General features: G+C 76.1%; 26 protein-coding genes. 6 read left to right on the top strand and 20 right to left on the bottom strand.

From position 1 onward, the window contains the following. Positions 1-29: 29 nt before the first annotated feature. Together ACI8AC_RS01100 and ACI8AC_RS01095 are read right to left on the bottom strand one after the other, a co-directional pair. Positions 30-1,049 (bottom strand): sodium:calcium antiporter, encoded by a 1,020-nt coding sequence (locus tag ACI8AC_RS01100; protein ID WP_456894384.1) that lies wholly within the window; start codon positions 1,047-1,049, stop codon positions 30-32. Positions 1,050-1,129: 80 nt separating this feature from the next. Then, positions 1,130-1,714, bottom strand: coding sequence for a dienelactone hydrolase family protein (locus ACI8AC_RS01095; protein ID WP_456894383.1), 585 nt, complete (start codon positions 1,712-1,714; stop codon positions 1,130-1,132). 63 nt (positions 1,715-1,777) lie between these two features. On the opposite strand from ACI8AC_RS01095, the gene ACI8AC_RS01090 reads away from it, so the two are divergent. After that, positions 1,778-2,464: a helix-turn-helix transcriptional regulator gene (locus ACI8AC_RS01090; RefSeq protein ID WP_456894381.1), complete on the top strand. Its 687-nt coding sequence runs from the start codon at positions 1,778-1,780 to the stop codon at positions 2,462-2,464. Positions 2,465-2,629: 165 nt separating this feature from the next. Here ACI8AC_RS01090 and guaA read toward each other — a convergent pair whose 3' ends face one another. The 3 genes from guaA to guaB are packed head-to-tail and all read right to left on the bottom strand — an operon-like array spanning position 2,630 to position 6,847. Further along, complete coding sequence (gene guaA / locus ACI8AC_RS01085) at positions 2,630-4,192, bottom strand: glutamine-hydrolyzing GMP synthase (RefSeq protein WP_456894379.1); 1,563 nt, start codon at positions 4,190-4,192, stop codon at positions 2,630-2,632. Then, positions 4,192-5,322, bottom strand: coding sequence for a GuaB3 family IMP dehydrogenase-related protein (locus ACI8AC_RS01080; protein WP_456894377.1), 1,131 nt, complete (start codon positions 5,320-5,322; stop codon positions 4,192-4,194). Before ACI8AC_RS01080 ends, guaA begins: the two co-directional genes overlap by 1 nt. A 7-nt stretch (positions 5,323-5,329) precedes the next feature. Further along, entirely contained in the window at positions 5,330-6,847 is a 1,518-nt protein-coding gene (gene guaB, locus ACI8AC_RS01075) for an IMP dehydrogenase (RefSeq protein ID WP_117375677.1), read from the bottom strand. Positions 6,848-6,968: 121 nt separating this feature from the next. Here guaB and ACI8AC_RS01070 point away from each other — a divergent pair, with 121 nt between their 5' ends. Then, complete coding sequence (locus ACI8AC_RS01070) at positions 6,969-7,361, top strand: DUF5319 family protein (RefSeq protein ID WP_456894374.1); 393 nt, start codon at positions 6,969-6,971, stop codon at positions 7,359-7,361. Between the two features lie 93 nt (positions 7,362-7,454). Here ACI8AC_RS01070 and ACI8AC_RS01065 read toward each other — a convergent pair whose 3' ends face one another. Then, entirely contained in the window at positions 7,455-8,204 is a 750-nt protein-coding gene (locus tag ACI8AC_RS01065; RefSeq protein WP_456894372.1) for a response regulator transcription factor, read from the bottom strand. A gap of 260 nt (positions 8,205-8,464) precedes the next feature. On the opposite strand from ACI8AC_RS01065, the gene ACI8AC_RS01060 reads away from it, so the two are divergent. Then, the gene (locus tag ACI8AC_RS01060) at positions 8,465-8,764 is read left to right on the top strand and encodes a WhiB family transcriptional regulator (protein ID WP_117375669.1); all 300 of its coding nucleotides are present in this window, start codon (positions 8,465-8,467) and stop codon (positions 8,762-8,764) included. Positions 8,765-8,824: 60 nt separating this feature from the next. Here the strand turns inward: ACI8AC_RS01060 and ACI8AC_RS01055 are convergent, their stop codons facing one another. After that, entirely contained in the window at positions 8,825-9,334 is a 510-nt protein-coding gene (locus tag ACI8AC_RS01055) for a hypothetical protein (RefSeq protein ID WP_456894370.1), read from the bottom strand. 49 nt (positions 9,335-9,383) lie between these two features. Here ACI8AC_RS01055 and ACI8AC_RS01050 point away from each other — a divergent pair, with 49 nt between their 5' ends. Continuing rightward, positions 9,384-9,842 (top strand): MarR family winged helix-turn-helix transcriptional regulator, encoded by a 459-nt coding sequence (locus ACI8AC_RS01050; protein WP_456894368.1) that lies wholly within the window; start codon positions 9,384-9,386, stop codon positions 9,840-9,842. A gap of 150 nt (positions 9,843-9,992) precedes the next feature. Here ACI8AC_RS01050 and groL read toward each other — a convergent pair whose 3' ends face one another. Together groL and groES are read right to left on the bottom strand one after the other, a co-directional pair. After that, positions 9,993-11,630 (bottom strand): chaperonin GroEL, encoded by a 1,638-nt coding sequence (gene groL, locus ACI8AC_RS01045; RefSeq protein ID WP_456894366.1) that lies wholly within the window; start codon positions 11,628-11,630, stop codon positions 9,993-9,995. A gap of 179 nt (positions 11,631-11,809) precedes the next feature. After that, positions 11,810-12,118: a co-chaperone GroES gene (gene groES, locus ACI8AC_RS01040; protein ID WP_097205740.1), complete on the bottom strand. Its 309-nt coding sequence runs from the start codon at positions 12,116-12,118 to the stop codon at positions 11,810-11,812. A gap of 171 nt (positions 12,119-12,289) precedes the next feature. Here groES and ACI8AC_RS01035 point away from each other — a divergent pair, with 171 nt between their 5' ends. Beyond that, complete coding sequence (locus tag ACI8AC_RS01035; protein ID WP_456894363.1) at positions 12,290-13,525, top strand: THUMP-like domain-containing protein; 1,236 nt, start codon at positions 12,290-12,292, stop codon at positions 13,523-13,525. A 21-nt stretch (positions 13,526-13,546) separates the two neighbouring features. On the opposite strand, the gene tsaD is transcribed toward ACI8AC_RS01035, so the two are convergent. The 3 genes from tsaD to tsaB all read right to left on the bottom strand — a co-directional run bounded on the left by tsaD (position 13,547) and on the right by tsaB (position 15,815). Continuing rightward, a complete protein-coding gene (tsaD, locus tag ACI8AC_RS01030; RefSeq protein ID WP_456894361.1) occupies positions 13,547-14,584 on the bottom strand; it encodes a tRNA (adenosine(37)-N6)-threonylcarbamoyltransferase complex transferase subunit TsaD in 1,038 nt (345 codons plus the stop codon). 146 nt (positions 14,585-14,730) lie between these two features. Then, positions 14,731-15,183, bottom strand: a complete 453-nt coding sequence (gene rimI, locus ACI8AC_RS01025) for a ribosomal protein S18-alanine N-acetyltransferase (RefSeq protein WP_456894359.1) — start codon at positions 15,181-15,183, stop codon at positions 14,731-14,733. After that, positions 15,180-15,815 carry a tRNA (adenosine(37)-N6)-threonylcarbamoyltransferase complex dimerization subunit type 1 TsaB gene (tsaB, locus tag ACI8AC_RS01020; RefSeq protein WP_456894357.1) on the bottom strand — a complete coding sequence of 212 codons (636 nt, stop codon included), beginning with the start codon at positions 15,813-15,815 and terminating at the stop codon, positions 15,180-15,182. Before tsaB ends, rimI begins: the two co-directional genes overlap by 4 nt. Before the next feature lie 452 nt (positions 15,816-16,267). On the opposite strand from tsaB, the gene ACI8AC_RS01015 reads away from it, so the two are divergent. Further along, positions 16,268-16,396: a hypothetical protein gene (locus tag ACI8AC_RS01015; protein ID WP_456894355.1), complete on the top strand. Its 129-nt coding sequence runs from the start codon at positions 16,268-16,270 to the stop codon at positions 16,394-16,396. 10 nt (positions 16,397-16,406) lie between these two features. On the opposite strand, the gene tsaE is transcribed toward ACI8AC_RS01015, so the two are convergent. The 8 genes from tsaE to glmM form a co-directional block, all read right to left on the bottom strand. Continuing rightward, positions 16,407-16,859, bottom strand: coding sequence for a tRNA (adenosine(37)-N6)-threonylcarbamoyltransferase complex ATPase subunit type 1 TsaE (gene tsaE / locus ACI8AC_RS01010; protein ID WP_456894353.1), 453 nt, complete (start codon positions 16,857-16,859; stop codon positions 16,407-16,409). After that, complete coding sequence (locus tag ACI8AC_RS01005) at positions 16,856-17,485, bottom strand: uracil-DNA glycosylase (RefSeq protein WP_456894351.1); 630 nt, start codon at positions 17,483-17,485, stop codon at positions 16,856-16,858. Before ACI8AC_RS01005 ends, tsaE begins: the two co-directional genes overlap by 4 nt. A 44-nt stretch (positions 17,486-17,529) precedes the next feature. Next, positions 17,530-18,723, bottom strand: a complete 1,194-nt coding sequence (locus ACI8AC_RS01000) for an alpha/beta fold hydrolase (RefSeq protein ID WP_456894349.1) — start codon at positions 18,721-18,723, stop codon at positions 17,530-17,532. Beyond that, on the bottom strand, positions 18,723-19,859 hold the full coding sequence (gene alr / locus ACI8AC_RS00995; RefSeq protein WP_456894347.1) for an alanine racemase: 1,137 nt from the start codon (positions 19,857-19,859) through the stop codon (positions 18,723-18,725). The genes ACI8AC_RS01000 and alr overlap by 1 nt, the downstream gene beginning before the upstream one ends. Before the next feature lie 28 nt (positions 19,860-19,887). Further along, positions 19,888-21,312 carry an NAD(P)H-hydrate dehydratase gene (locus ACI8AC_RS00990; RefSeq protein WP_456894345.1) on the bottom strand — a complete coding sequence of 475 codons (1,425 nt, stop codon included), beginning with the start codon at positions 21,310-21,312 and terminating at the stop codon, positions 19,888-19,890. Continuing rightward, positions 21,309-21,695, bottom strand: a complete 387-nt coding sequence (locus tag ACI8AC_RS00985) for a holo-ACP synthase (protein WP_456894343.1) — start codon at positions 21,693-21,695, stop codon at positions 21,309-21,311. Before ACI8AC_RS00985 ends, ACI8AC_RS00990 begins: the two co-directional genes overlap by 4 nt. A gap of 114 nt (positions 21,696-21,809) precedes the next feature. Continuing rightward, a complete protein-coding gene (glmS, locus tag ACI8AC_RS00980; protein WP_456894341.1) occupies positions 21,810-23,666 on the bottom strand; it encodes a glutamine--fructose-6-phosphate transaminase (isomerizing) in 1,857 nt (618 codons plus the stop codon). Between the two features lie 132 nt (positions 23,667-23,798). Beyond that, on the bottom strand, positions 23,799-25,142 hold the full coding sequence (gene glmM / locus ACI8AC_RS00975; protein WP_456894339.1) for a phosphoglucosamine mutase: 1,344 nt from the start codon (positions 25,140-25,142) through the stop codon (positions 23,799-23,801). Position 25,143 lies beyond the last annotated feature (1 nt).

Below are 25,143 nucleotides of genomic sequence, written 5' to 3'. Positions count from 1 at the left end.
CCCCGGCCCCTCCTGCTGCCCGGGGGTGCTCAGCCGCTGAGGACGGCGAGCCCGACCGTGCCCAGGTAGATCGCCGGCAGCGCGTAGCCCTCGAACCCGACCCCGTTGCGGTCGCGCATCACCAGGCCACCGCAGAGCACGGTGGTCATCAGGACCGTGCCACCGAGCAGCACGAGGCTGACGTCGCCGGCGTCCCGGTACACGGGGCCCTCGAGGTAGAAGACGTCGGCGACGGCGATCATCAGGGTGTCGAAGACGTTGCCGCCGATGATGTTCCCGACCCCCAGCGTCAGCGCGCCCATGCGGACCGCGGTGAGCAGCACGACGAGCTCGGGCAGCGAGGTCAGCGCGGTCGTCAGCGTGAAGCCGACCAGCCCGCTGGGCAGCCCGGTGGCCGCGACCACCCCGAGCCCGCCCTTCCCGATGGCCCACCCGGCGGCGCCGACGACCAGGCCCAGGGCGGCCAGCCCGGCCCAGAGCCGACCGGTGGAGGCGTCCGAGCCCGGCTCCTCCTGGTCCTCCTCGGTCGAGGTGCTCGAGGTGTGGGTGGGTAACCACATCGGGTGGTCGTGCATCCGCCGGAGCAGCACCAGCCCGTAGCCGTACAGCACCGGGATGAGCAGGGTGAGCGGGTGGATCCACCCCCACCGGAGGGCCGGTGTCGCGTAGGCCATCACCGGGACCGCCAGCAGCGCCACCAGGATGAGCGCCTGCATGACGTTCTCCAGCGACGCGGCCGCGTGCTCCAGGTTGGCCCGCCGGTACACGAGGTCGGCGATCGCCAGCCACACCGTCTGGATCGCCACCCCGCCGATGGGGTTGGCCAGGCCGAACGCCGGGTCGCCCTCCAGGGAACCGGTGATCGTGGTGACGATGCCGGGGAGCGAGGTGACGGCGCCGAGCAGCAGGGCCCCGCCGACGGCGTCCCCGAGCCCGGTCCGCTCGGCCAGCTCGTCGGCCACCCGGGTGAGCCGCACGCCCGCGACGACGATGGCCGCTCCGGCGGCGGCCAGCGCCAGGAGGCTCGGGAGCAGCGGCCACGTACCCACCGCTCGCTCCCGTCCGCCGTCCGTCCCCCGTCCGCCCCAGCTCATCACACCGCGGGCGGTACGGCGCGCGGGCGGCCGGTTCAGCCCACCCGTGCGCAGAACGCCAGGGCCCGCTCCCAGAGCAGGGCCGTCGCCTCCGGGTCGTACTCGGCCGGCAGCCCCGGGTCGGTGAACAGGTGCCCGGACCCGGGGTACTCGAAGACCTCCACGGCGCCCCCGCCGGCCCGGGCGTCGGCGAGCAGCCGGTCGGCCCACTCCGGACGGCCGAACGGGTCGCCCTCGGTGTGGTGCAGCTGGGCCGGCATCCCGGCCGGCCAGCGGACGCCGTCCCCCAGGAGGGCGAGCGGGAGGGCTCCGGAGAGCAGCAGCAGGCCGGCGCACCGCCGCCGGGTGGCGACGTGCTCGGCCATGCCCGCCCCGTTGGAGAAGCCGGCGGCGACGAAGCCGTCGCGCAGCTCAGCGACGCCGTCGAGGGCGGTGGCCATGAGCGCGGGGAAGCCGAGCGCCTCGACGTGGGCGCCGGCCTCGGCGTAGTCGTCGAAGCACCGCCCGCCGTACTGGTCGACCACGACCACGTCGTGGCCGGCGGCGCGGAGGCGCTCGGCGGCGTCGGTGACGCCGGGGCGGACGCCGAGTGCGGAGTGGAAGAGCGCGACGGTGGTCATGCGAGGACCCTCCCGCGCTCCTGGTGACACCGTCCTGTCACCGTCCCTGCCACGATCTCCGGCGTGAACCGCACCGACCGGTTGCACGCGCTGACCGAGGAGCTGCGCCGGGCGGGCCCGCGCGGCCGGACCGCGCAGCGGCTGGCCGATCTCCTCGAGGTCTCCCCCCGCACGGTCAAGCGGGACGTCGCCGCGCTGCAGCAGGGCGGGGTGCCGATCTGGGCGACGGCCGGGCCGGGCGGCGGGTACGTGCTGGACGCCGTCGCCACCCTGCCACCGGTCAACCTCACCCCGGCCCAGGCGATCGCGGTGGCGGTCGCGCTCGCCGGCGCGACCGACGCACCGTTCGCGGCCGACGGCCGCGCGGCCCTCGAGAAGGTGCTCGACGCGCTCGGTCCGTCGGCGCGGGCGGAGGTGGAGCGACTCGGCGGCCGGGTGTGGGTGCGGGGCGGCCCGGCGCGCCGCCCGGACACCGCCGCGGTGCTGGAGGAGGCGGTGGCGCGGCGTCGGGTCGTGGCGATCAGCTACCGCGACCGGCACGGGACGGCGTCCCGGCGCCGGGTCGAGCCGCACCTGCTCGCCGGCACCGGCGGCCGCTGGTACCTCGTGGGCTGGTGCCGCGAGCGGGACGCGCCGCGCTGGTTCCGCTGGGAGCGGATCGAGCGGGCGGACCTGACGTCCGAGACGGCACCGCAGCGCGATCCCGCGGTCTACGGGACCCCACCGCCGGACGCGCACCCGGTCCGGTGACGTGCTGGAACGGCCCCGCTGCAGGGGCCGCGCGAGCCCGGTGAGGTGCTGGGACGGCCCCGTCCCGGGTCCCGCCCTGAGCTCTGATGGCCCCGTCCGGAGGCTCGCCCCGAGCGTGCGCGGGGTGAGGGGGACGGGGTCCTTCGAGGGGAGGACGGGGTCCTGCTACTCCCACTCGATGGTGCCCGGGGGCTTGCTCGTCACGTCGAGCACGACGCGGTTGACCTCGTGCACCTCGTTGGTGATCCGGGTGGAGATGCGGGCCAGCACGTCGTAGGGCAGCCGGGTCCAGTCGGCGGTCATCGCGTCCTCGCTGGAGACGGGGCGCAGCACGACCGGGTGGCCGTAGGTCCGCCCGTCGCCCTGGACGCCCACCGAGCGGACGTCGGCCAGCAGGACCACCGGGCACTGCCAGATCTCGCGGTCCAGGCCGGCCGCGGTGAGCTCCGCCCGGGCGATCGCGTCGGCGCGGCGCAGCACGTCGAGCCGCTCGGCGGTCACCTCGCCCACGATGCGGATGCCCAGACCGGGGCCCGGGAAGGGCTGCCGCCAGACCAGTGACTCGGGCAGGCCCAGCCGGAGGCCGACCGCGCGCACCTCGTCCTTGAAGAGGGTCCGCAGGGGCTCGACCAGGGTGAAGGTGAGGTCCTCGGGGAGCCCGCCGACGTTGTGGTGGCTCTTGATGTTCGCCGTCCCGGTGCCGCCGCCGGACTCCACGACGTCCGGGTAGAGCGTCCCCTGCACGAGGAAGTCCACGGTCTCGCCGTGGGCCTTCGCGTCGGCGACGACGTCGAGCGCGGCCTGCTCGAAGACCCGGATGAACTCGCGGCCGATGGTCTTGCGCTTCTCCTCGGGGTCGGCGACCCCGGCCAGCGCGCCGAGGAACTGCTCGCGCGCGTCGACCACGCGCAGGTCGGCGCCGGTGACGGCGACGAAGTCGCGCTCGATCTGCTCGGTCTCCTCCTCGCGCATCAGCCCGTGGTCGACGTAGACGCAGGTCAGCCGGTCCCCGATCGCCCGCTGCACGAGGGCGGCGGCGACGGCCGAGTCCACCCCGCCGGACAGCGCGCACAGCGCCCGCCGGTCCCCGACCTGGGCGCGGATCCGCTCGACCTGCTCCTCGACGACGTTGGCCGTCGTCCAGGTCGGCTCCAGTCCGGCGATGTCGAAGAGGAAGTGCTCGAGCACCGTCTGCCCGTGCGCGGTGTGCCGGACCTCGGGGTGGAACTGCACGCCGGCCAGCCGGCGGTCGACGTCCTCGAAGGCCGCGACCGGCGCACCGGTGGAGGTGGCGGTGACCGTGAACCCGGGCGGGGCCTGCGACACCGCGTCGCCGTGGCTCATCCACACGTTCTGCTCGACCGGCAGCGAGCCGAACAGCCGGCCCTGGGTGGTCACCGTCAGCGGCGTCCCGCCGTACTCCCGGTCGCCGGTGCGGGCCACCGTGCCGCCCAGGGACGCGGCCATCGCCTGGAAGCCGTAGCAGATGCCGAAGGCCGGGACGCCGGACTCGAACAGCGTCGGGTCGACCTGCGGGGCCCCCTCGGCGTACACGCTGGACGGGCCGCCGGAGAGCACGATCGCCGCGGGCTTGCGGGCGACGACCTCCTCGGCCGGCACGTCGGAGGGCACGATCTCGGAGTAGACGCCCGCCTCCCGGATCCGCCGGGCGATCAGCTGCGCGTACTGGGCGCCGAAGTCGACGACCAGGACGGTGGGGAACTCCATCAGGCCTCCCGGCCCCCGATCACCAGGTCGACCCGCTGGAACTCCTTCAGGTCGCGGTAGCCCGTCTTGGCCATCGTGCGGGCCAGCGCGCCGAAGAGGTTGGTGCGGCCGTCGGCGGCCTCCGCCGGGCCGAGCAGGACCTGCTCGAGCGGGCCGGCCGGGGGCAGCGGCGCGGAGGTGGAGCCGCGCGGCAGCCGGGGGTGCGCGGCCACCGAGTCCCACCAGATGCCGCCGCCGGGAGCCTCCTCGGCGATCCGCAGCGGCTCACCGATCTGGACGGCGTCGGCGCCGCAGGCCAGCGCCCGGGCGATCGCCCCGCTGGTCTCGATGCGCCCGTTGGCGATGACGTGCACGTAGCGCCCGCCGGTCTCGTCGAGGTAGTCGCGGCGGGCGGCCGCGGCGTCGGCGATGGCGCTGGCCAGCGGCACCCGGATGCCCATGACGGCGTCGCTGGTGCTGAAGCTGTCGGCGCCGACGCCGACGATGACGCCGGCCGCCCCGGTGCGCATGAGGTGCAGCGCGGTCTGGTAGTTCGCCGCCCCGCCCACGATGACCGGGACGTCGAGGTCGGCGATGAACTCCTTGAGGTTGAGCGCGTCCCCCTGGGTGGTCACGTGCTCGGCGGAGACGATCGTGCCCTGGATGACCAGCAGGTCCACGCCGGCGGCCAGCACGGTCGGCGCCAGCTGCAGGGTGTGCTGCGGGGAGACCCGGACGGCGGTGGTGACGCCGGCGTCGCGCATCTGCTTCACCCGGGCGGTGAGCAGGTCCGGCTTGACCGGCTCGGAGTAGACCTCCTGGAGCAGCGCCGTGGGCGGTGCGCCCCCGTCGGCGGCGTCCCGGAGCCGGGCGAAGACGGGGTCGGGGTCGTCGTAGCGGGTCCACAGACCCTCGGCGTTGAGCACGCCCAGGCCCCCGGCCCGGCCCACGGCCACGGCGGTCGCCGGGCTCACCACGGCGTCCGACGGGCTGGTGACCAGCGGGATCTCGAACCGGAAGGCGTCGATCTGCCAGGCGGTGGAGACGTCGTCGACGTCCCGGGTGCGCCGGGAGGGCACGATCGAGACCTCGTCGAGGTCGTAGCCGCGGCGGGCGAAGCGGTTGAGCCCGATCTCGACGGTGTCGCGCACGTTCACCTCAGCGGCCTCGGTAGTTGGGGGCCTCGACGGTCATCTGGATGTCGTGCGGGTGGCTCTCCACCAGGCCCGCCGACGTGATCCGGGTGAGCCGGCCGCGCTCCTGGAGCTCCGCGACGGTGGCCGCCCCGGCGTAGCCCATGGAGGCGCGCAGCCCGCCGACGAGCTGGTGGGCCACGGTGGCCAGGGCGCCGCGGTAGGGCACCTGCCCCTCGATGCCCTCGGGGACGAGCTTGTCGTCGGAGAGGACGTCGTCGGCGAAGTACCGGTCCCGGCTGAAGGACTGGTTGCCGCGCTTCTGCATGGCACCGAGCGACCCCATGCCGCGGTAGGTCTTGTACTGCTTGCCGTTCATGAAGACCAGCTCGCCGGGCGCCTCCTCGACGCCGGCGAACAGCCCGCCGATCATCACGGTGTCGGCGCCGGCGACCAGGGCCTTGGCGATGTCGCCGGAGTACTGCAGACCGCCGTCGGCGATGACCGGCACGCCGGCCGGCTTCGCGGCCAGGCTCGCCTCGTGGATCGCGGTGACCTGGGGGACGCCGACCCCGGCCACCACGCGGGTGGTGCAGATCGAGCCGGGGCCGACGCCGACCTTCACCGCGTCCACCCCCGCGTCGACCAGCGCCTGCGCGCCGGCCCGCGTGGCGACGTTGCCGCCGACCACCTGCACGCCGCCGTCGCCGCCGAAGTCCGCCCGCACCCGGGCCACCATGTCGAGGACGGCTCGCTGGTGGCCGTGCGCGGTGTCGACGACGAGCACGTCGACCCCCGCGTCGACCAGCAGCCCGGCCCGCTTGTAGGCGTCCTCGCCCACACCGAGGGCCGCCCCCACGACGAGCCGGCCGTCGGCGTCCTTGGTGGCGTGCGGGTACTGGTCGCGCTTGACGAAGTCCTTGACGGTGATCAGCCCGCGCAGCCGGCCGGCGTCGTCCACGATCGGCAGCTTCTCGATCTTGTTCTTGGCGAGCAGCGCCAGCGCGGTGTCGGCGTCCACGCCCACGGGCGCGGTGATCAGCGGCATCGGCGTCATCACGTCGCGGACCAGGCGGTGCTGGTCGGTCTCGAAGCGCATGTCGCGGTTGGTGCAGATGCCGACCAGGACGCCGTCGGCGTCCACGACCGGCGCACCGGAGATCCGGTAGCGGGCGGACAGGGCGTCCACCTCGGCGAGGGTGTTGTCCGGGGAGCAGGTGACCGGGTTGGTCACCATCCCGGCCTCCGAGCGCTTGACCAGGTCGACCTGGCCGGCCTGCTCCTCGGCGGCGAGGTTGCGGTGCAGGACGCCGACGCCGCCGACGCGGGCCATGGCGATCGCCATGCGGGCCTCGGTCACCGTGTCCATGGCGCTGGACAGCAGGGGGACGGCCAGGCGGATCCCGCGGGTCAGCCGGCTGCTGGTGTCGACGTCGGCCGGGACGACGTCGGACTCGCCCGGGATGAGGAGCACGTCGTCGTAGGTGAGGCCGAGGGGTGCGAACTTCGCCGGCAGCTCGGGTGCTCGGTCGTCGGGCTGCATGGGCGCCACTACCTCCGGATCGGGCCGGCACCCTCGTGGGCGCCCGGGGTTCCGGGTCCGATCGTAGGCGGCGGCTCCCGGGGGGGCGGTGTGATGCCCGCCGGGCCACTACCGTGGACACGTGAGTGCGTTCGATGACGGCCCCGACTTCGGGGCCCCCGACCAGCCGGGTCCGCCGCCGCTGACCATGGAGGAGCGGGCCGGCGTCCTGGACGACCTCGCCGAGCTGGAGGTGTTCCGCACGCTGCTGGAACCCACGGGGATCAAGGGGATCGTCGTGGACTGCCCCGACTGCGACGAGGAGCACCACGTCGACTGGGCCCTCATGCAGGCCAACCTGCGGCAGTTGCTGGAGGAGGGGCAGACCGGCCGGCACGAGCCGCCGTTCGACCCCGATCCCGACGACTACGTCAGCTGGGACTACGCCAGCGGGTACGCCGACGGGGTGGCCGCCCGCGCCGAGCGCGAGGAGCCCGGCTCCGGGCGCACCGGCCGGCACGCCCGCGACGACTGAGCGGCTCGGCACCGACCGCGAGAACACGGTGAGCGCCCCCTCCTGAGGTGGGAGGGGGCGCTCACCGTGTTCTCGTCCCGGAGGACCGCCGTGTCACTGCATCATGCCCCGGCGGAACCCGGTGGCGACCGCCTCGGCGCGGTCCTTGGCGCCGAGCTTGCGGAACAGCCGGCGGGCGTGGGTCTTGATCGTGTCCTCGGAGAGGTAGAGCTCGCGGCCGATCTGCGCGTTGCTCTTCCCCTGGCTCATGCCGGTGAGCACCTGCATCTCCCGCATGGACAGCGCGACCGGGGCGACCTCGCGCACCGTGGAGCGCACCGTCGTGGGTGCGGAGCCCGCCAGCGGGGTGGCCCCGTTCCAGGACGGCGCGCCGTTCGAGGCACCGACCGAGGCCAGCGGGACCCCGGCGTGCGGGGCACCCGGCACCGGCGGCCGCCCGTCGACGCGCAGCCCCACGCGGGACAGCCCCAGGCCCATCTCCAGCGCGCTGGCGTCCCAGCGCAGGTAGCCGCGGGCCCCCGCGGCGACGGCGGCCCGCACGGTCTCGGCGTCGTCCGGGGCGCCGAGCACGAGCACCCGCAGGCGGGGGTGCGCGCGCAGGGCCTGGGTGGCGACCGTCAGGCCGGAGTCGACGGCGCGCTGGGTGCCGATCAGCAGGACGTCGGGCATCCGGGTGGCCAGGCGGGCCATGAGCGCGGCGGCGTCCCCCACGACCTCGACCCGGCTGACGAACGGCAGCGCCACCAGGCGGCCGGCGATGTCGTCGCGCACCCGGCGGCGCTCGTCGTAGACCCAGACGGTGGTGGTGCCCTGACCCGGGCCGCGCATCCTGTCGTCGATCACGGTTGCTCCTCGTCCCCCCGGCGACGTCCGTGCCCCCGGATTACGGCCGCCCCGCGGGGGGCTCCCCACGGGATACGGCACGACCTGGGATCACCTTGATCGAGCGCCTGGGAGGGCGACAGCGCCTCTCACCCAGCGGGGGGAGGGCGGAACCGGGAAAATGCGGGGTCGACGTGTGTTTGACCCGTCGAGGCGAAGGGCACCGGCCCCGTGCGGCCGGGATGTCCCCTCCGGCTGGCACCGAGCCGAGGAGGACCGACATGGCCGACATCCGCCGACTCCCGACACCCGTGGCCGAGGTGTGGGACTGGCAGCTGCACGGGGCCTGCCGTGGCGAGAGCACCGCCCTGTTCTTCCACCCGGACGGTGAGCGCGGTCCGGCCCGGGCCCGGCGCCAGCAGGCCGCCAAGGCCGTGTGCGCCCGCTGCCCCGTCGTCGACGCCTGCCTGAAGCACGCCCTGGCCGTCCGCGAGCCCTACGGCGTGTGGGGCGGCATGAGCGAGGAGGAGCGGGCCCGGCTGATCGCCGCGGAGCCCGCCGCCGTCGCCGCGGGCGTGTGAGCCCGCCCCCTGACATCACCGAGGGCCGGTCCAGCAGCTGCTGGGCCGGCCCTCGGTCGCTCACCCACCCGGGTGGCGGCGGGCGGCCATGCGCTCGTCGTGCACCCACGTGGCGCCCCGGTCGCGGGAGCTCTCCGCCCACCAGGTGAAGGCGTCGGGGGTGACGTCGGTGAACCGCCAGCGCAGCCAGGGCTCCTCGTCGTCGCTGAGCAGGACGACGTCCTCCCCCTGCCGGTGACCGACGAAGCGCCGGACCCGGCCGTTGACCGGGTCCATCCAGGTCGACAGCCACCGCCCCCCGGCCGGGTGCGGGAAGCGGACCGTGGTCCCGTGGAAGGCCAGCGGCGGGACGCCCTCGCCGGGCTCACCGCGACCGGGGACGATCCAGACGTCCTGGACCGCGCGGCCGCCCAGCACCCAGCCCACGTGCAGCTCCCCGGTGGCCCGGTGCCAGGCGCCATCGGGGCCCAGCCCGGTCCAGTCGAGGTCCCAGGCCCCCACGAGCCGCCCGAAGTCGTCGAGGTCGGCCCCGGGCGCCGCGCCGGGTGCGTGCAGTGCGTCGGCCAGCATGTCGCCACCTCCGTCAGCATCCTGTCGGTACGACAGTACGCTGTCACATGTGGACGACGTTCTCGCCGCGTACCGCCTGCTCGTCGCCGACGTCTACGAGCTCGCCGGCGCCTCACGCCGCACGAGCGAGGCGATCGCCGCCGGCGCGGGTCAGACCGCGGCCCGGTGGCACGTGCTCAGCGTGCTGTCCGACGCGCCCCGCACCGTCGCCGACGCCGCGCGCCGGCTCGGCCTGGCGCGGCAGTCGGTCCAGCGGGTGGCCGACGACCTGGTCGCCGCCGGGCTGCTCGTGCGCACCCCCAACCCGGACCACCGGACCGCCCCGCTGCTGTCGGTCACGGCCGAGGGGCGCCGGACGCTCGAGGAGCTGGTCCGGCGGGGCGACGACCGGCGCGCACGGGTCCTGGCGGCCACCGGCCTGACGGCGGCGGAGCTGGCGGCGTGCCGGGACGTCGTCCGCCGGCTCGTCGCCGCGCTGGCCGCCGACGGCGGCCGTCCCACCGGCTGAGCGCCCGGGCCCCGGGCGACGGACGGGAGAACGGCGGACGGGAGAACGGCGGCGGGGGCCGGCCCGGCGAACCGGACCGACCCCCGCCACCCCGTCAGACCCCGGTCGGGGGTCGCGCCGGGCGGCGCGCCCCCCGACCGGGGTCCTCGCTCAGTGGGCGTGCCCGTGGCCGTGCGAGTGACCGTGGGTGTGGTGCCCGGCGTGCTCGTGCTCCTCCTCCGGCGCCTCCACGACGGCGGAGTCGGTGGTCAGCACCATGGAGGCGATCGAGACGGCGTTCGAGAGCGCGGCCTTGGTGACCTTGACCGGGTCGATGACGCCCTGGGCGGCCAGGTCGCCGTACTCGCCGGTCGCGGCGTTGAAGCCCGAGCCCTTGCCGGCCTCGCGGACCTTGGCGACCACGACGCGGCCCTCGAAACCGGCGTTCTCGGCGATCCGCACCAGCGGCTCGTCGAGGGCGGCCTTCACGGCGCGGGCGCCGATCAGCTCGTCACCGTCGAGGTCGAGGGCGTCGATCGCGGCGACCGCGTGCACCAGCGCGGAACCGCCACCGGGGACGACGCCCTCCTCCACCGCCGCGCGGGTGGCGGCGATGGCGTCCTCGATCCGGTGCTTCTTCTCCTTCATCTCGACCTCGGTGGCCGCGCCGACGCGGATGACCCCGATGCCGCCGGCCAGCTTGGCCAGCCGCTCCTGCAGCTTCTCGCGGTCCCAGTCGGAGTCGGTCGCCTCGATCTCGCGGCGGATCTGCGCGACGCGGTCGCCGATGGCCTGCGTCGTCCCGCCGCCGTCGACGACGGTGGTGGCGTCCTTGGTGACGGTCACCCGGCGCGCGGTGCCGAGGACCTCGAGGCCCACGGAGTCGAGCTTGAGGCCGACGTCCTCGCTGACCACCTGACCGCCGGTGACGACGGCGAGGTCGGTCATGAAGGCCTTGCGGCGGTCACCGAAGTACGGCGACTTCACCGCGACGACCTTGACGGTCTTGCGGATGGAGTTGACGACCAGGGTGGACAGCGCCTCGCCCTCGACGTCCTCGGCGACGATCAGCAGCGGCCGGCTGCCGGTGGAGAGCACCTTCTCCAGCAGCGGGAGCAGGTCGGCCAGCGCGCTGATCTTGCCGCTGACCAGCAGGACGAGGGCGTCGTCGAGGACGGCCTCCATCGCCTCGGGGTCGGTGACGAAGTACGGCGAGAGGTAGCCCTTGTCGAACTGGACGCCCTCGGTGACCTCCAGCTCGGTGGAGAGGGTGTTGCTCTCCTCGACGGTGATGACGCCGTCCTTGCCGACCTTCTCCATCGCCTCGCCGATGAGCCGGCCGACCTCGGCGTCCTGCGCGGAGATGGTGGCGACCTCGGCGACCGAGCGCTGGTCGTCGACCGGGATGGCGACCGAGTCCAGCTGCGCGGTGACCGCCTCGGCGGCGGCGCGCATGCCCCGGCCGAGGCCCATGGGGTTGGCGCCGGCGGCGACGGTCCGCATGCCCTGGTGGACCAGCGCCTGGGCCAGCACGGTGGCCGTGGTGGTGCCGTCACCGGCGACGTCGTTGGTCTTGGTGGCGACGTTCTTGGCCAGCTGGGCGCCGAGGTTCTCGTACGGGTCCTCGAGCTCCACCTCGCGGGCGATGGTGACCCCGTCGTTGGTGATGGTCGGGGCGCCGAACTTCTTGTCGAGGACGACGTTGCGGCCGCGCGGGCCGAGGGTCACCTTGACCGCGTCGGCCAGCTTGTCCACGCCGCGCTCGAGCGCGCGGCGGGCGTCCTCGTTGAACTTGATGATCTTGGCCATGGGGCCCTTCCGATCAAGGGTGCAGGGGGGGTGGGACGACGACCGCCCCGGGACCCGGTCACAGTCGGGTCGCCGGGGCGGTCGGAGGGAGGACCTCGTCCCTCTCACGCCTCGCACGCTCGGCGCGAGCCTCCGGACGAGGCCGGAGAGGACGAGGGTCTCCTGCTAGAGGAGCGCCGTCACTTCTCCACGACGGCGAGCAGGTCGCGGGCGGAGAGCACCAGGTACTCCTCGCCGGCGTACTTGACCTCGGTGCCGCCGTACTTCGAGTAGATGACGACGTCGCCGACCTTGACGTCGAGCGGGACGCGGTTGCCGTTGTCGTCGACGCGGCCGGGGCCCACGGCCACGACCGTGCCCTCCTGCGGCTTCTCCTTGGCGGTGTCCGGGATGACCAGACCCGAGGCGGTGGTGGTCTCGGCCTCGTTGGCCTGGACCACGACGCGGTCCTCCAGCGGCTTGATGGTGACCTTGGTAGCGGTCGTCACGTCGGTGACGCCCCCTTCTGGCTCGGACGGCTGGGTAGGTGTAGCTGATGCTGTGGCACGGAGGCCGGGCCTGCCGTCGCGGGGGTCAGGCACCTGCCCGTGTCGGTTGGCACTCTACCCAGGAGAGTGCCAGCCACTCAACCGGGTCCCCCGGCCCCGGGAGCAGCGGGCGTGCGCGACCCTGACGGCGTGCCCGACGACCTCACCGCGCTGCGCGCGCTGCGCACCCCCGCCGGGGAACGGGCGACCGCCCGGGCCGCCGACCTGCTCGCCGGGGGCGCCGAGGTGCTGGCCGGCCTGACCCGGCTGCGCGCCGAGGTGGGGACCGAGCTGGCCGGCCCGGCATGGGAGCTCGCCCGGCTGCGGGCCCGCGCCCGGCCGGTGTTCGGCGCGGACGCCGACGTCCTGCTGCTGACCGCCGACACCCTCGAGCAGGCCGGCCGCCCGGCGCTGGCCGCCCGCCGGGCGGCGCGGCTGCTCGCCGACGGCACCGACCCGGCCGCCGATCTCGGGTGCGCCTCGGGCACCGACGCGATCGCCCTCGCCCGGGCCGGCGCGGCGGTGGTCGCGGTCGACCGCGACCCCGTTGCCCGGGAGCTGACCGCCGCGAACGCCGGGGCCCTGGGTCTGGCCGACCGGGTCACCGTGGTGGACGCCGACGTCGTCGACCTGGTCGCCGCCGCCGACGGGGGGACGGTGGCCGGGTGCCGCGCCGCCGTCCTGGACCCGGCCCGGCGCGCCGGCGGCCGGCGCCGGCTCGACCCCGACCGCTGGTCGCCGCCCTGGCCGACGGTAATCGCGCTGCTCGACCGGGTGCCGCGGGCGGTGGTGAAGGTGGCGCCCGGGCTGGACCACGCGCGGGTGCCCGAGGGCGTCGAGGCGGAGTGGGTGTCGGCCGGCGGCTCGATCGCGGAGGCGCTGCTGTGGGGGCGCGGGGTGTCGACGGCCTGGCGCCGGGCGTCCCTGGTGCACGGGGACGCGGTGCTGGAGCTGACCGCCGACGAGGACCCCGGCTCCGCGCCCACCGGGCCTGTGGGCGCCTGGCTGCACGAGCCCGACCCGGCGGTGATCCGCTCGGGACTGGTCGCGCTCGTCGCCGCCGAGCTCGGCGCGACGCTCGTCGACCCGACGATCGCCTACCTGACCTCGGGAGCCCCCGCCGACCTGCCGTGGGTGTCCTCGTACCGGGTCGACGCGGTGCTGCCGTTCCACCTCAAGCGGCTGCGGGCGCTGCTGCGGAGCCGCGGTGTCGGCCGGGTCGTGGTGAAGAAGCGCGGGTCGGCGATCGAGCCCGAGCAGCTCGCCCGGCAGCTGCGCGGGCCGGGCGACGGCTCGGCGACCGTCGTCGTCACCCGGGTCGCCGGGCGGCCCACCGCCCTCGTCTGCGGAGCGGATCCGCCGGCGTGACCCCGACGGACCTCCACCGCATCAGCGCGTGACGACGTCGATCGGCAGCGAGCTGTCGGCGCCGACGTCCGGTGCCGACGGCGCCACCCCCGCCGCGACCAGCCGGGAGCCCAGCGCCGCCACCATCGCGCCGTTGTCGGTGCACAGCCGGGGGCTGGGCACCCGCAGCACGATGCCGGCCGCCGCGCAGCGCTCCTCGGCCAGCGCCCGCAGCCGGGAGTTGGCCGCCACCCCGCCACCCAGCACGAGGTGGTCCACGCCGTGCTCGCGGCAGGCCCGCACCGCCTTGGCGGTCAGCACGTCGGCGACCGCCTCCTGGAACGACGCCGCGACGTCGGCCACCGGCACCGGCTCGCCGGCCCGCTGCCGGGCCTCCACCCAGCGGGCGACGGCGGTCTTCAGGCCCGAGAAGGAGAAGTCGTAGGGCGCGTCGCGGGGGCCGGTGAGCCCGCGCGGGAAGTCGATCGCGGCCGGGTCCCCCTCGCGCGCGGCCCGGTCGATCGGCGGGCCACCCGGGAAGGGCAGGCCGAGCACGCGGGCGACCTTGTCGAACGCCTCCCCGGCCGCGTCGTCGATCGTGCGGCCGAGCGAGCGCACCTCCTGGGACAGGTCGGGCACCAGCAGCAGCGAGCTGTGCCCGCCGGAGACCAGCAGCGCGAGCGAGGGCTCGGCCAGCCGCCCGTGCTGCAGCTCGTCGACCGCCACGTGCGCGGCCAGGTGGTTGACGCCGTACAGCGGCTTGTCCAGGGCCAGCGCGTACGCCTTCGCGGCGGCCAGCCCCACCAGCAGCGCGCCGGTGAGCCCGGGGCCGGCCGTCACCGCGACCGCGTCGACGTCCGAGGCCTGTACGCCGGCCTCGGCCAGCGCCCGGTGCACCGTCGGCACCATCGCCTCCAGGTGCGCCCGCGAGGCGATCTCCGGCACGACCCCGCCGAAGCGCTCGTGCTCGGCCACCGAGGTGGCCAGCGCGTCGGACAGCAGCGTGCGCCCCCGCACCAGCCCCACGCCGGTCTCGTCGCACGAGGTCTCGAACCCCAGCACCAGCGGTCCGTCAGTCACGCGGGAGCTCCCTGTCTCCGGTCGCTCCCGCGGAGCGCTCCGCTCCTCGCTCGTCCCTCGCTGCGATGCTCACACCCCTGTCCGCTCCCTGCCTCCGGTCGCTCCCGCGGAGCGCTCCGCTCCGCGCTCGTCCCTCGCTGCGATGCTCACACCCCTGTCCGCTCCCTCTTCATCACGACGGCGTCCGTGCCGCTCGGCTGGTAGTAGCGCGGGCGGCGGCCGATCTCGACGAACCCCCGCCGCCGGTACAGCGCCTGCGCCGCCTCGTTGTCGGCGCGCACCTCCAGCAGCACCACCGGGCTGCGCCGGTCGGCCTCGGCCAGCAGCGCGTCGAGCAGCTGCGCGCCGATGCCCTCGCCCTGGCGGCCGGTCGTCACCCCGATGGTGGCCACGTGCGCCTCGTCGTCGTAGGCGATCAACCCGGCGTAGCCCACGACCCGGTCGCCGTCCTCGGCCACCAGGTAGTGCCGCGTGTCGGTCCGGGAGAGCTCGTCCCGGTACATCGCCCGCGTCCAGGTGTCGGGGGCGAACAGCTCCTCCTCCAGCGCGAGGACGGCGTCGAGGTCGGCCAGCCGCATCGGCCGCAGCCGGGCGCTCACGCCGAGCTCACCGGCTTGTAGGAGGTGGGCGGGACGGCGTCCGGGCGGCGCAGGTAGAGCGGCACCAGCGGGCCGGCGGAGGACGGGTCGGCCAGCTGCGGGCCGGCCGCGCGCAGCAGCCCGGCGGTGGTCACGTCGGCCGGGGTGACGTCGACGCCGAGCCGGTCGGCGAAGCGCGGGTCCCCCACCACCGGGCCGGGGACGGCGAGCTCCTCGGGCCGGGCGACCCCCGGCCCGTCGAGACGCCCGCCGTCGGCGCCGTAGACGGCCCAGTAGACCTCCTTGCGCCGGGCGTCGGTGACCACGGCGCGGGCGCCGGCGCCCACGGCGTCCAGCGAGCAGACGCCGACCACCGGCAGCCCGCGCGCGTCGCCGATCGCCGCGGCGGTCACCACCCCGACCCGCAGACCGGTGAACGGCCCCGGCCCCAGGCCGGTGACGACCGCACCGAGGTCGGCGACGCGGAGCCCGGCCTCGACGAGGACCTCGGTGACCGCCCCGGTGAGCAGCTCGGCGTGCCGGGTGCCCGACGGCAGGGCGCGCTCGGCGAGGACGTCGGCCCGCCCGTCGGCCCAGCGGGCGACCCCGGCGACCAGGGTCGGGGTGGCGGTGTCGAGGGCGAGGACGAGCACGACCGACCAGCGTAGTGCCGCGGCGCCGCGTACCCGCGGGACGCGGCAGGTGATGCGGTGATGCGGTGATGCGGACGACCCTCGACCTGGACGAGGACGTGCTCGCCGCCGCCCGCGAGCCGGCTGTGAGCGCGCCGCTCGATCGGCTCCGTGATCTCGGAGCTCGCCCGCCGCGGGCTGACCCCGGCCCGGGTGGAGAGCGACGGGGAGCTCCCGGTCATCCGCGTCCCGAGCGGCACCCCGCCCATCACGCCGTCGATGGTCGACCGGGCCCTCGACGAGGGTCCGCGTCTCCTCGAACCGTGCGGTCCTGCCCAGCCCGATCGGTGCCGCCGCCGCACGGGAGGTCCTCGCCCGCCGGCGCCGCGTCGGCGCCCACCGGTTCCTCGTGGACGACGTCTGGGTGGTCGACCCGGACGTCCCCGCCACCGCAGGGCACCGCAAGGTGACCGGTGCGCACCTGCCGGCCCTGGCCCGCCGGCGAGGTGTCCCGGGTGGTCACGTTCGACGCGGGGCTGACCGCGCTGGCCGGCCACCGGGACGTCGAGCTGCTGACGGCGCTGGGGCCGGACGGCACCTGATCCGGGCGGTTCAGCCGCCGGCCAGCCGCCCCTCCCACCCGGGACCGTGCGGCACCAGCACCGCCGTCCGGACGTCGTCGTCCCGGCGGTCCAGCCGCACCTCCAGGTGCTCGTCGGCGAGCTGCTCGACCAGACCCTGACCCCACTCGACCACGGTCACCGACTCCTCCGCGGACGCGTCGAGGTCGAGGTCGTCGACGTCGGCCGCCCCGCCGAGCCGGTAGGCGTCCACGTGCACCAGCGGCAGCCGGCCGCCCCGGTGCACCCGGGCGATGACGAAGGTCGGCGAGGTCACCGGCTCCCCCACGCCGAGCGCGGCACCGAGCCCCTGCGTGAAGGCGGTCTTGCCCGCCCCGAGCGGCCCGACCAGGACGACGAGGTCCCCGGCCCGCACGAGCCCGGCCAGCTCGGCCCCGAGGGCGCGGGTGTCCTCGACCGCCGGCAGCAGGTGCTCCCGCCTCACCGCAGGGTCCCGGCCACGGCCCGCAGGTCCTCGAGCAGCCCGGCCCGGGGCGCGCCGTTCGGGCCGAACCGGATCGCCGCAGACGGGTGGTACGTGGCCCAGACGGCCCGCCCGTCCACGTCGTGCGCGCGGCCGCGCGCGGCGGCCAGCACCGTGCGCGGACCGAGGAACCACTTGGCCGCGGAGAGGCCGAGCGCCACGACCGCCGGCGGGTCGAGCAGCTCCAGCTGGCGGCGCAGCCACCCGCTGCACCGGGTGACCTCGGGCGCCTTCGGGGTGCGGTTGCCGGGCGGCCGGCACTTCACCACGTTGAGCACCGCGGCCCGGGCGCGGTCCAGCCCGGCCTCGGCGAGCAACTGGTCCAGCAGTGCTCCCGACCGGCCGACGAACGGGCGGCCGGTCTCGTCCTCGGTCGCCCCGGGTGCCTCGCCGACCAGGGCGAACAGCGGCCGGCCCGACACGGGGACGTCACCGACGACGACGTGCTGCCGGGCGCCGGCGAGCTCGGGGCAGGCCAGGCAGCCGCGGGCGGCTCCGGCCAGCGCGGCCCAGTCCGGCGCCGCCCGGGCGGTGGCCGCCACCTCCTCGGCGGCGGCGTCGAGCCGGGGCGGTCGGGGTGCGGCCACGCAGGCACCCTAACGGCGGGCACCTCACCGGCACCGTGCGGACGTCACCCGCGGGCGGGTGTCCCGGCGCCGGCGCGGCGCAGCAGCGCTGACAGGGCGCCGGTGACCTCGTCGGGCCGCTCCAGCGGCACCATGTGCCCGGCCCGGGGGACGACGACGTGCTCCACGTCGGCCGGTCCCTCCCGCGTGAGGAGCTCGACGATCGCCTCGCTGTGCCCGGGCGGGATGAGCCGGTCGGAGTCGCCGGTGAGCACCAGGGTCGGCACGGTGCGCAGCGGGCGGAGGGAGGCCGTCTCGTCGAGGCCGGCGATGGCCGGGTAGAACTCCGCGATCACCTCGACCGGCGTGCCGGCGATCATGGCGTCGACGTACCGGCCGAGCTCCGGGTCGACGTCGTCCGAGGCGAACGACAGCCCCCACGTCAGGTGCGAGATCAGGTCGGCGGCCAGCCGGCGGGTGCGCTCGGCGAGCGCCGGCCGGCGGCGCATGGTGTACGCGGCGACCGGGATCACCGCCGCCCGCACGCGGGTGAGCAGCTCGGGCATCCCGAAGCTGAGATCGGCCAGGTTGCCGCTCGAGGTGCTCAGCAGCGCCGCGCCCACCACCCGGTCGCCGAACAGGTCGGGCCGGACGGCGGCCAGCGCCATCACCGTCATCCCGCCCATCGAGTGCCCGACGAGGACGACCGGCCCGCGCGGCGCCCGCGTGTCCAGGACCCGCGCGAGGTCACGGCCCAGCTGGGCCATGGTGGCGTGCTCGGCCGGACCGCGGCCGGAGGCGCCGTGGCCGCGCTGGTCGTAGAAGACGAGGCGGGCGCCCGGCCGGGAGCCGTTGGCGGTGGCGAGCTCGGCGGCGAGCGTGCGGCGCTGGAAGGTCCAGGACGCCAGGGACAGCGAGTAGCCGTGCACGAAGACGACGGTCAGGGGGGCGTCGGTCGGCCCGATCTCCTCCACGTGCAGCAGCACGCCGTCGTCGGCCTGGACCAGCGCGGTGCGGTCCGCCCGCCGGGAGCCGGGGCCGAGCGGGTCGTCCTCGCGCAGCTCGGCGTCCGAGGCGCCGGGCGGCAGGCCGGCCGCGGACCCGATCCGCTCGGCGCCGACCCGCCGTGCGGCGGCCCGGCTGACCGCGACCCCGACCGCGGTCCCGGCGGCGGCCAGGCCGAGCAGGGCGCCGACGACCCCGGCGCGGGTGTGCGGGAGGTGGGGCTGGTGGCGGCGGGCCGGGGGGCGGGCGGCCATCAGACGGCACCGGCCGAGCCGACGTGCCGGCGCACGAACCGCCCGCCGATGCGGGCGACCAGCTCGTAGTGGATGGTGTCGACGGCATCCGCCCACTGCTGCGCGGTGGGCTCCCCGCCGGTGCCCGGCCCCCACAGCACCACCCGGTCACCGGGCGCGACCGCGTCGTCGCCGACGTCGAGCACGAACTGGTCCATGCACACCCGGCCGGCGATCGTCCGGTGCGCCCCGGCGGCGAGCACCGGGGCCCGGTTCCCGGCCGCCCGCGGGACGCCGTCGGCGTAGCCCACGGGGACGACGGCCAGCGTCGTCTCCCGCTCCGGGGCGTAGGTGTGCCCGTAGGAGACCCCGGCGCCGGCCGGCACCCGCTTGGTGAGCATGACGCGCGCCTGGACCGTCATGGCCGGGCGCAGGCCGTGGACGGCGGGGTCCCCGCCGAGCGGGTCCAGCCCGTAGACCGCCACCCCGGGCCGCACCATGTCGAACCAGGTGTGCGGCAGCGCCACCGTGGCCGCCGAGTTGGCCAGGTGCCGGCGCGCGCCGGTCAGACCGGCGTCCCGCGCGATCGCCACCGCCTCCTCGAACACGCCCACCTGCAGCCCGATCGTCGGGTGCGTGGGCGCGTCGGCGTAGGCCAGGTGGCTCCACAGCCCGACCACCTCGACCTCACCGTCGCCCTGGGCGCGGGCGGCGGCGGCCACGAGGGCCGGCCACCGGTCGGGTGTCGCGCCACCGCGGGAGAGCCCGGTGTCGACCTTGAGGTGCAGCCGGGCGGTGCGGCCGGTGGCCCGGGCGGCGGCGGCGACCTCCTCCAGCCCCCACACCGCGTTGACCGAGACCTCGACGTCGGCGGCGAGCGCCGCCGCGAGGTCCTCCCCCGGCCCGTTGAGCCAGGCCAGCACCGGCGCGGTGATCCCGGCCGCGCGCAGCGCCAGGGCCTCCTCGACGACCGCGACGCCGAGGGCGTCGGCGCCACCGGCGAGCGCGGCGCGGGCGGCGGGCACCATGCCGTGGCCGTACCCGTCGGCCTTGACCACCGCCATGAGCGGCCGGCCGACCCGCTCGCGGAGCACGGCGGTGTTGGCGGCGATGGCGTCGAGGTCGACGACCACCTCGGCGCGGGCGGGGTGGGTCACGGGGTCGATCCTCCCAGGCCCGCCCGGGTCACCGGCGCAGGCGGGCCAGGGTCTCCGGGAGCCGGCGCACCAGGTCCCCGGCGAGCAGCGGCCCGCGCTCGGCGGCCACCTGGCCGGCCCGCCCGTGCAGGTGGGCGGCGGTCGCCGCCGCCTCGGCGGGGTCCAGCCCCGTGGCGAGCACCGCCCCGGCGATGCCGGAGAGCACGTCGCCGGTGCCGGCGGTGGCCAGCCACGAGGTGCCCGTCCCGTTGACGAACGCCCGGCCGTCGGGGTCGGCGACCACGGTCGCGTCCCCCTTGAGCAGGACGACGGCGCCCAGGTCGGCCGCCAGGGCCCGCGCCGCGCCGACGCGGTCGGGCCCGGGCTCCCGGCCGAAGCGGGCGAACTCGCGGTCGTGCGGGGTGAGCACCGTCGGCGCCGCCCGGCCCCGCACCAGGTCGGGCTCCTGCGCGGCCATCGTGAGGGCGTCGGCGTCCAGCAGCACCGGCAGGTCGGTGGCCAGCACGTCGATCAGGACGCTGCGCGCGTCCTCGTCGGTGCCCATGCCCGGGCCGACCACCCAGGCCTGCACGCGGCCGGCGTCCCCGGGGCGGCCCTCGGTCACGATCGTCTCCGGCCACGCCGCACGGACGCCGTCGGCCGCGGTGCCCGCGTACCGGACCAGGCCGGGCCGGGTCCGCAGCGCCGCGCCGGTGCACAGGACGGCGGCGCCCGGGTAGGCGGCCGAGCCGGCCACGATGCCGACCACGCCCTGCGAGTACTTGTCGTCGTCCGGGGCCGGCGGCGGCAGCCGGTCGGCGACGTCGGCGTCGGCGAGCTGGGCGAGGCCGGCCGCCGGCAGCTCCAGGCCGAGGTCGACGAGGTGGACGGTGCCGGCGTACCCGCGCCCCTCCCCCACGGCCAGGCCCGCCTTCACGGCGCCGAAGGTCACCGTGTGCTGGGCGGGGAACGCCGCCCCGGGCACGGCCCCCGTGGTGGCGTCGACCCCGCTGGGGACGTCGACGGCGACCATGAGACCGGGGCCGGCGGCCGCGGCGGCCACCAGCGCCGTCGCGGGCTCGCGCAGCCCGCCGGTGCCGCCGATGCCGACGATCCCGTCGAGGACGAGGTCGGCGCGCTCCAGGCCGGTCGGCCCGCCCGGACCGGTCACCCGACCGCCGGCGGCGCGCAGCGCGGCCAGCCCGGCGGGGTGCGCGCGGTCGGCGTCGAGGAGGACGGCGGTGACCCGGGCCCCCCGGCGGGCCAGCTGCGCGCCCGCGAACAGCGCGTCGCCGCCGTTGTTGCCGGCCCCGACCAGCGCGGTGACCCGGACGCCGTAGCACCGGCCCAGCAGCTCCAGGCAGACGGTCGCCAGCCCCGTGGCCGCGCGCTGCATGAGCGCGCCCTCGGGGGTGGCGGCCAGCACGGGCTCCTCCGCGGCGCGGACCTCCGCGGCCGTGTGCAGGCCCCTCACCCGACCTCCCCGGTGCGGCGCTCGGCGACGACCACGGCCGAGGCGATCCCGCCGTCGTGGCTCAGCGACAGGTGCCAGTCGGTCACGCCCAGCTCCGCGGCCCGCGCCGCGACGGTGCCGCGCACCACCAGGTGCGGGCGGCCGCGCTCGCCGACGGTCACCTCCGCGTCGTGCCACTGCAGGCCGCCGGGGGCGCCGAGCGCCTTGGCCAGCGCCTCCTTGGCCGCGAACCGGGCGGCCAGCGACTCGCCGGTGCGGGCCGACCCGGCGGGGGTGTGCTGCTCGGCGGGCGTGAACAGCCGGTCGCGCAGCGCGGGGGTGCGGGCCAGCGACTCGGCGAAGCGGGCCACGGGGACGACGTCGATGCCCACCCCGATGACCACGCCGCCAGTCTGCCGTGCCGCCGCCCCACCCGCGCAGCGTGGTGACCGACTGGAACGGCCCCTCTGCAGGGTCCCGCCGCGAGCGTGCGGGCGGTGGGGGGCAGAGGGGTCCTCCTACTCGACGGTGACGCTCTTGGCCAGGTTGCGGGGCTGGTCGACGTCGTAGCCGCGGGTGTCGGCGATCTCGCACGCGAACACCTGCAGGGGCACGGTGGTCACCACCGGCGAGAGCAGGGTCGGCGTGGCCGGCACCCGGACCAGGTGGTCGGCGTAGGGGACGACGTCCTCGTCGCCCTCCTCGGCGATCACGATGGTCCGCGCCCCGCGGGCCCGCACCTCCTGGATGTTGCTGACCACCTTGCCGTGCAGCGGGCTCAGCCGTGCCGGGGCGATGCAGATGACCGGCGTGCCCTGGTCGATGACCGCGATCGAGCCGTGCTTGAGCTCGCCGGCGGCGAACCCCTCGGCGTGGATGTAGGCCAGCTCCTTGAGCTTGAGCGCACCCTCCAGGGCGACCGGGAAGCCGACGTGCCGGCCCAGGAACAGGATCGTCCCCTCGCCGGCCAGGGAGCGCGCCAGCTCGCGCACGGCGTCCATCCCGCCGAGCACGTGCTCGACGGCGTCGGGCAGCCGGCGCAGCTGGTCGACCACCGAGCCGACCTCGTCGGCGTACTTGATGCCGCGCACCTGGGCGAGGAAGAGGCCCACCAGGTAGCAGGCGACCAGCTGGGTCAGGAAGCCCTTGGTGGAGGCGACGGCGACCTCCGGCCCGGCGTGCGTGTAGAGCACCGCGTCGGACTCCCGCGGGATGGTCGACCCGTTGGCGTTGCAGATGGCCAGCACGCGGGCCTTCTGGTCCTTGGCGTGCCGCAGCGCCATCAGGGTGTCCATGGTCTCGCCGGACTGGCTGATGACCACGACGAGGGTCGACCGGTCGAGGACCGGGTCCCGGTAGCGGAACTCGCTGGCCAGCTCGACCTCGACCGGGATCCGCGTCCAGTGCTCGATGGCGTACTTGGCGATCAGGCCGGCGTGGTAGGCGGTGCCGCACGCCACGACGAAGACCTTGTCGACGTCGCGGAGGTCCTGGTCGGAGAGGCGGACCTCGTCGAGGACGAGCTGCCCCTGCTCGCCCAGCCGGCCCAGCAGGGTGTCGGCGATCGCCCGGGGCTGCTCGGCGATCTCCTTGAGCATGAACCAGTCGTAGCCGCCCTTCTCGGCGGCCGCGGCGTCCCAGTCGACGGTGTAGGCGACCGGCTCGACCGGCGCGCCGTCGAAGGTGGTGACCGTGAGCCCCCGGGTGCGGTCGATCTCGACGACCTGGTCCTGGCCGAGCTCGCGGGCCTCGCGGGTGTGCGCGATGAACGCCGCGACGTCGGAGCCGAGGAAGTACTCGCCGTCCCCGACGCCGACCACGAGCGGGCTGCTGCGCCGGGCCGCGACCAGCGTGTCGGGCTCGTCGGCGTGCGAGGCGACCAGGGTGAAGGCGCCCTCGAGCCGGCGGCACACCCGGCGCATCGCCTCGGCCAGCCGGCCCGGGCCCTCCGGGGTCTCGCGGTAGGTGGCGGCCAGCAGGTGCGCGGCCACCTCGGTGTCGGTCTCGGAGCGGAACTCGACGCCCGTCGCCTCGCACTCGGACCGCAGCGGGGCGAAGTTCTCGATGATCCCGTTGTGGATCACCGCGACCGACCCGTCGGCGGACAGGTGGGGGTGCGCGTTGCGGTCGGTCGGCCCGCCGTGGGTGGCCCACCGGGTGTGCCCGATGCCCGTGCCCGCCTCGGGCAGCGGGTGCTCGGCGAGCACCTTCTCCAGGTTGGCCAGCTTGCCGGACTTCTTCGCCGCGCTCAGCCCACCGTCGGCGAGGACGGCGATCCCCGCCGAGTCGTAGCCGCGGTACTCCAGCCGCCGCAGACCTTCCAGGACGACGTCCCGCGCGTCCCGAGGACCGACGTACCCCACGATGCCGCACATTGGGCCCACGGTACCGGCGGTGGCGGACCGATCCGTCCGACACGGCCGCAGCACCCCCCGTCGGGGCACTCGGCCCCCTCGGCCCGCAGCCGTCCCACCGGTCACGACCGGGGGTCGGCCGCGGGCCCGGGGTCAGGAGCAGCGGGCGACGACCTCGGCCAGCCGGGCGGCCACCGCGTCGGCCGTCTCCTGGGTGGGCGCCTCCACCATGACCCGGACCAGCTGCTCGGTGCCCGAGGGCCGCAGCAGGACCCGGCCGTCGTCCCCCAGCTCGGCCTCCACGGCGTTCACGGCGGCGGCGACCTCCTCGCTCTCCACGACCGCCATGCGGTCGGTCACCGGGACGTTGACGAGGGTCTGCGGCAGGCGCTGCACGACCGAGGCCAGCTCGGCCAGCGAGGCACCGGTGCCGGCCATCCGCGCGAGCAGGGCCAGCCCGGTGAGGAGGCCGTCACCGGTCGTGGCGTGCTCGAGGAAGACCAGGTGGCCGCTCTGCTCGCCCCCCAGGGACAGCCCGCGGGTGCGCAGCGCCTCCAGCACGTACCGGTCACCGACGGCGGTGGTGTGCACCGCGATCCCGGCGTCGCGCATCGTGTGGTGGAACCCGAGGTTGCTCATCACCGTGGCGACCACGGTGTCCTCCGCGAGCGAGCCCCGCTCCTTCAGGTCGAGGGCGCACACGGCGAGGATGGCGTCGCCGTCCACCTGCTCCCCGGTGGCCGTCACCGCCAGGCAGCGGTCGGCGTCGCCGTCGTGCGCGATGCCGAGGTCGGCGCCGTGCGCGCGCACCGCCTCGGTGAGGGGGCCGAGGTGCGTGGAGCCGATGCCGTCGTTGATGTTCCAGCCGTCGGGCTCGCCGCCGACGACGTGCACCGTGGCGCCGGCGCGGCGGTAGACCTCCGGGGCGCAGGCCGCCGCCGCGCCGTGGGCGCAGTCGACGACCATTGTGAGCCCGGTGAGCGGCCGGGGGACGGTCGCGAGCAGGTGCTCGACGTAGGCCGCGGTGGCGTCGGGGAGGTCCCGGACGCGGCCCACCCCGGCACCGGTCGGGCGGGGTCCCGCGGCGTCCCCGCCGGTGACGGCCTCCTCGACGGCGGCCTCGACGGCGTCGGGCAGCTTGTGCCCGCCGCGGCTGAACAGCTTGATGCCGTTGTCGGGCATCGGGTTGTGACTGGCGGAGATCATCACGCCGAGGTCGGCGCCGGTGTGCGCGGTCAGGTGCGCGATCGCCGGGGTGGGCAGCACCCCGGCGCGCAGCACCTCGGCACCGGCGCTGGCGAGGCCGGCCACGACGGCGGCCTCGAGCATCTCCCCGCTGGCGCGGGGGTCGCGGCCGACGACCGCGACGGGACGCTGGGTCCCGCCGCGGTCGGCGAGCACGCCTGCGGCGGCACGTGCCACCGCGAGGGCCAACTCCGGCGTGAGGTCGGCGTTGGCCCGACCCCGGACGCCGTCGGTCCCGAAGAGGCGACCCACG

The sequence above is a fragment of the Geodermatophilus sp. SYSU D00758 genome, from assembly GCF_054049955.1.
The sequence above is the reverse complement of the archived record's forward strand: the minus strand, read 5'-3'. Positions and strand labels throughout refer to the sequence as shown.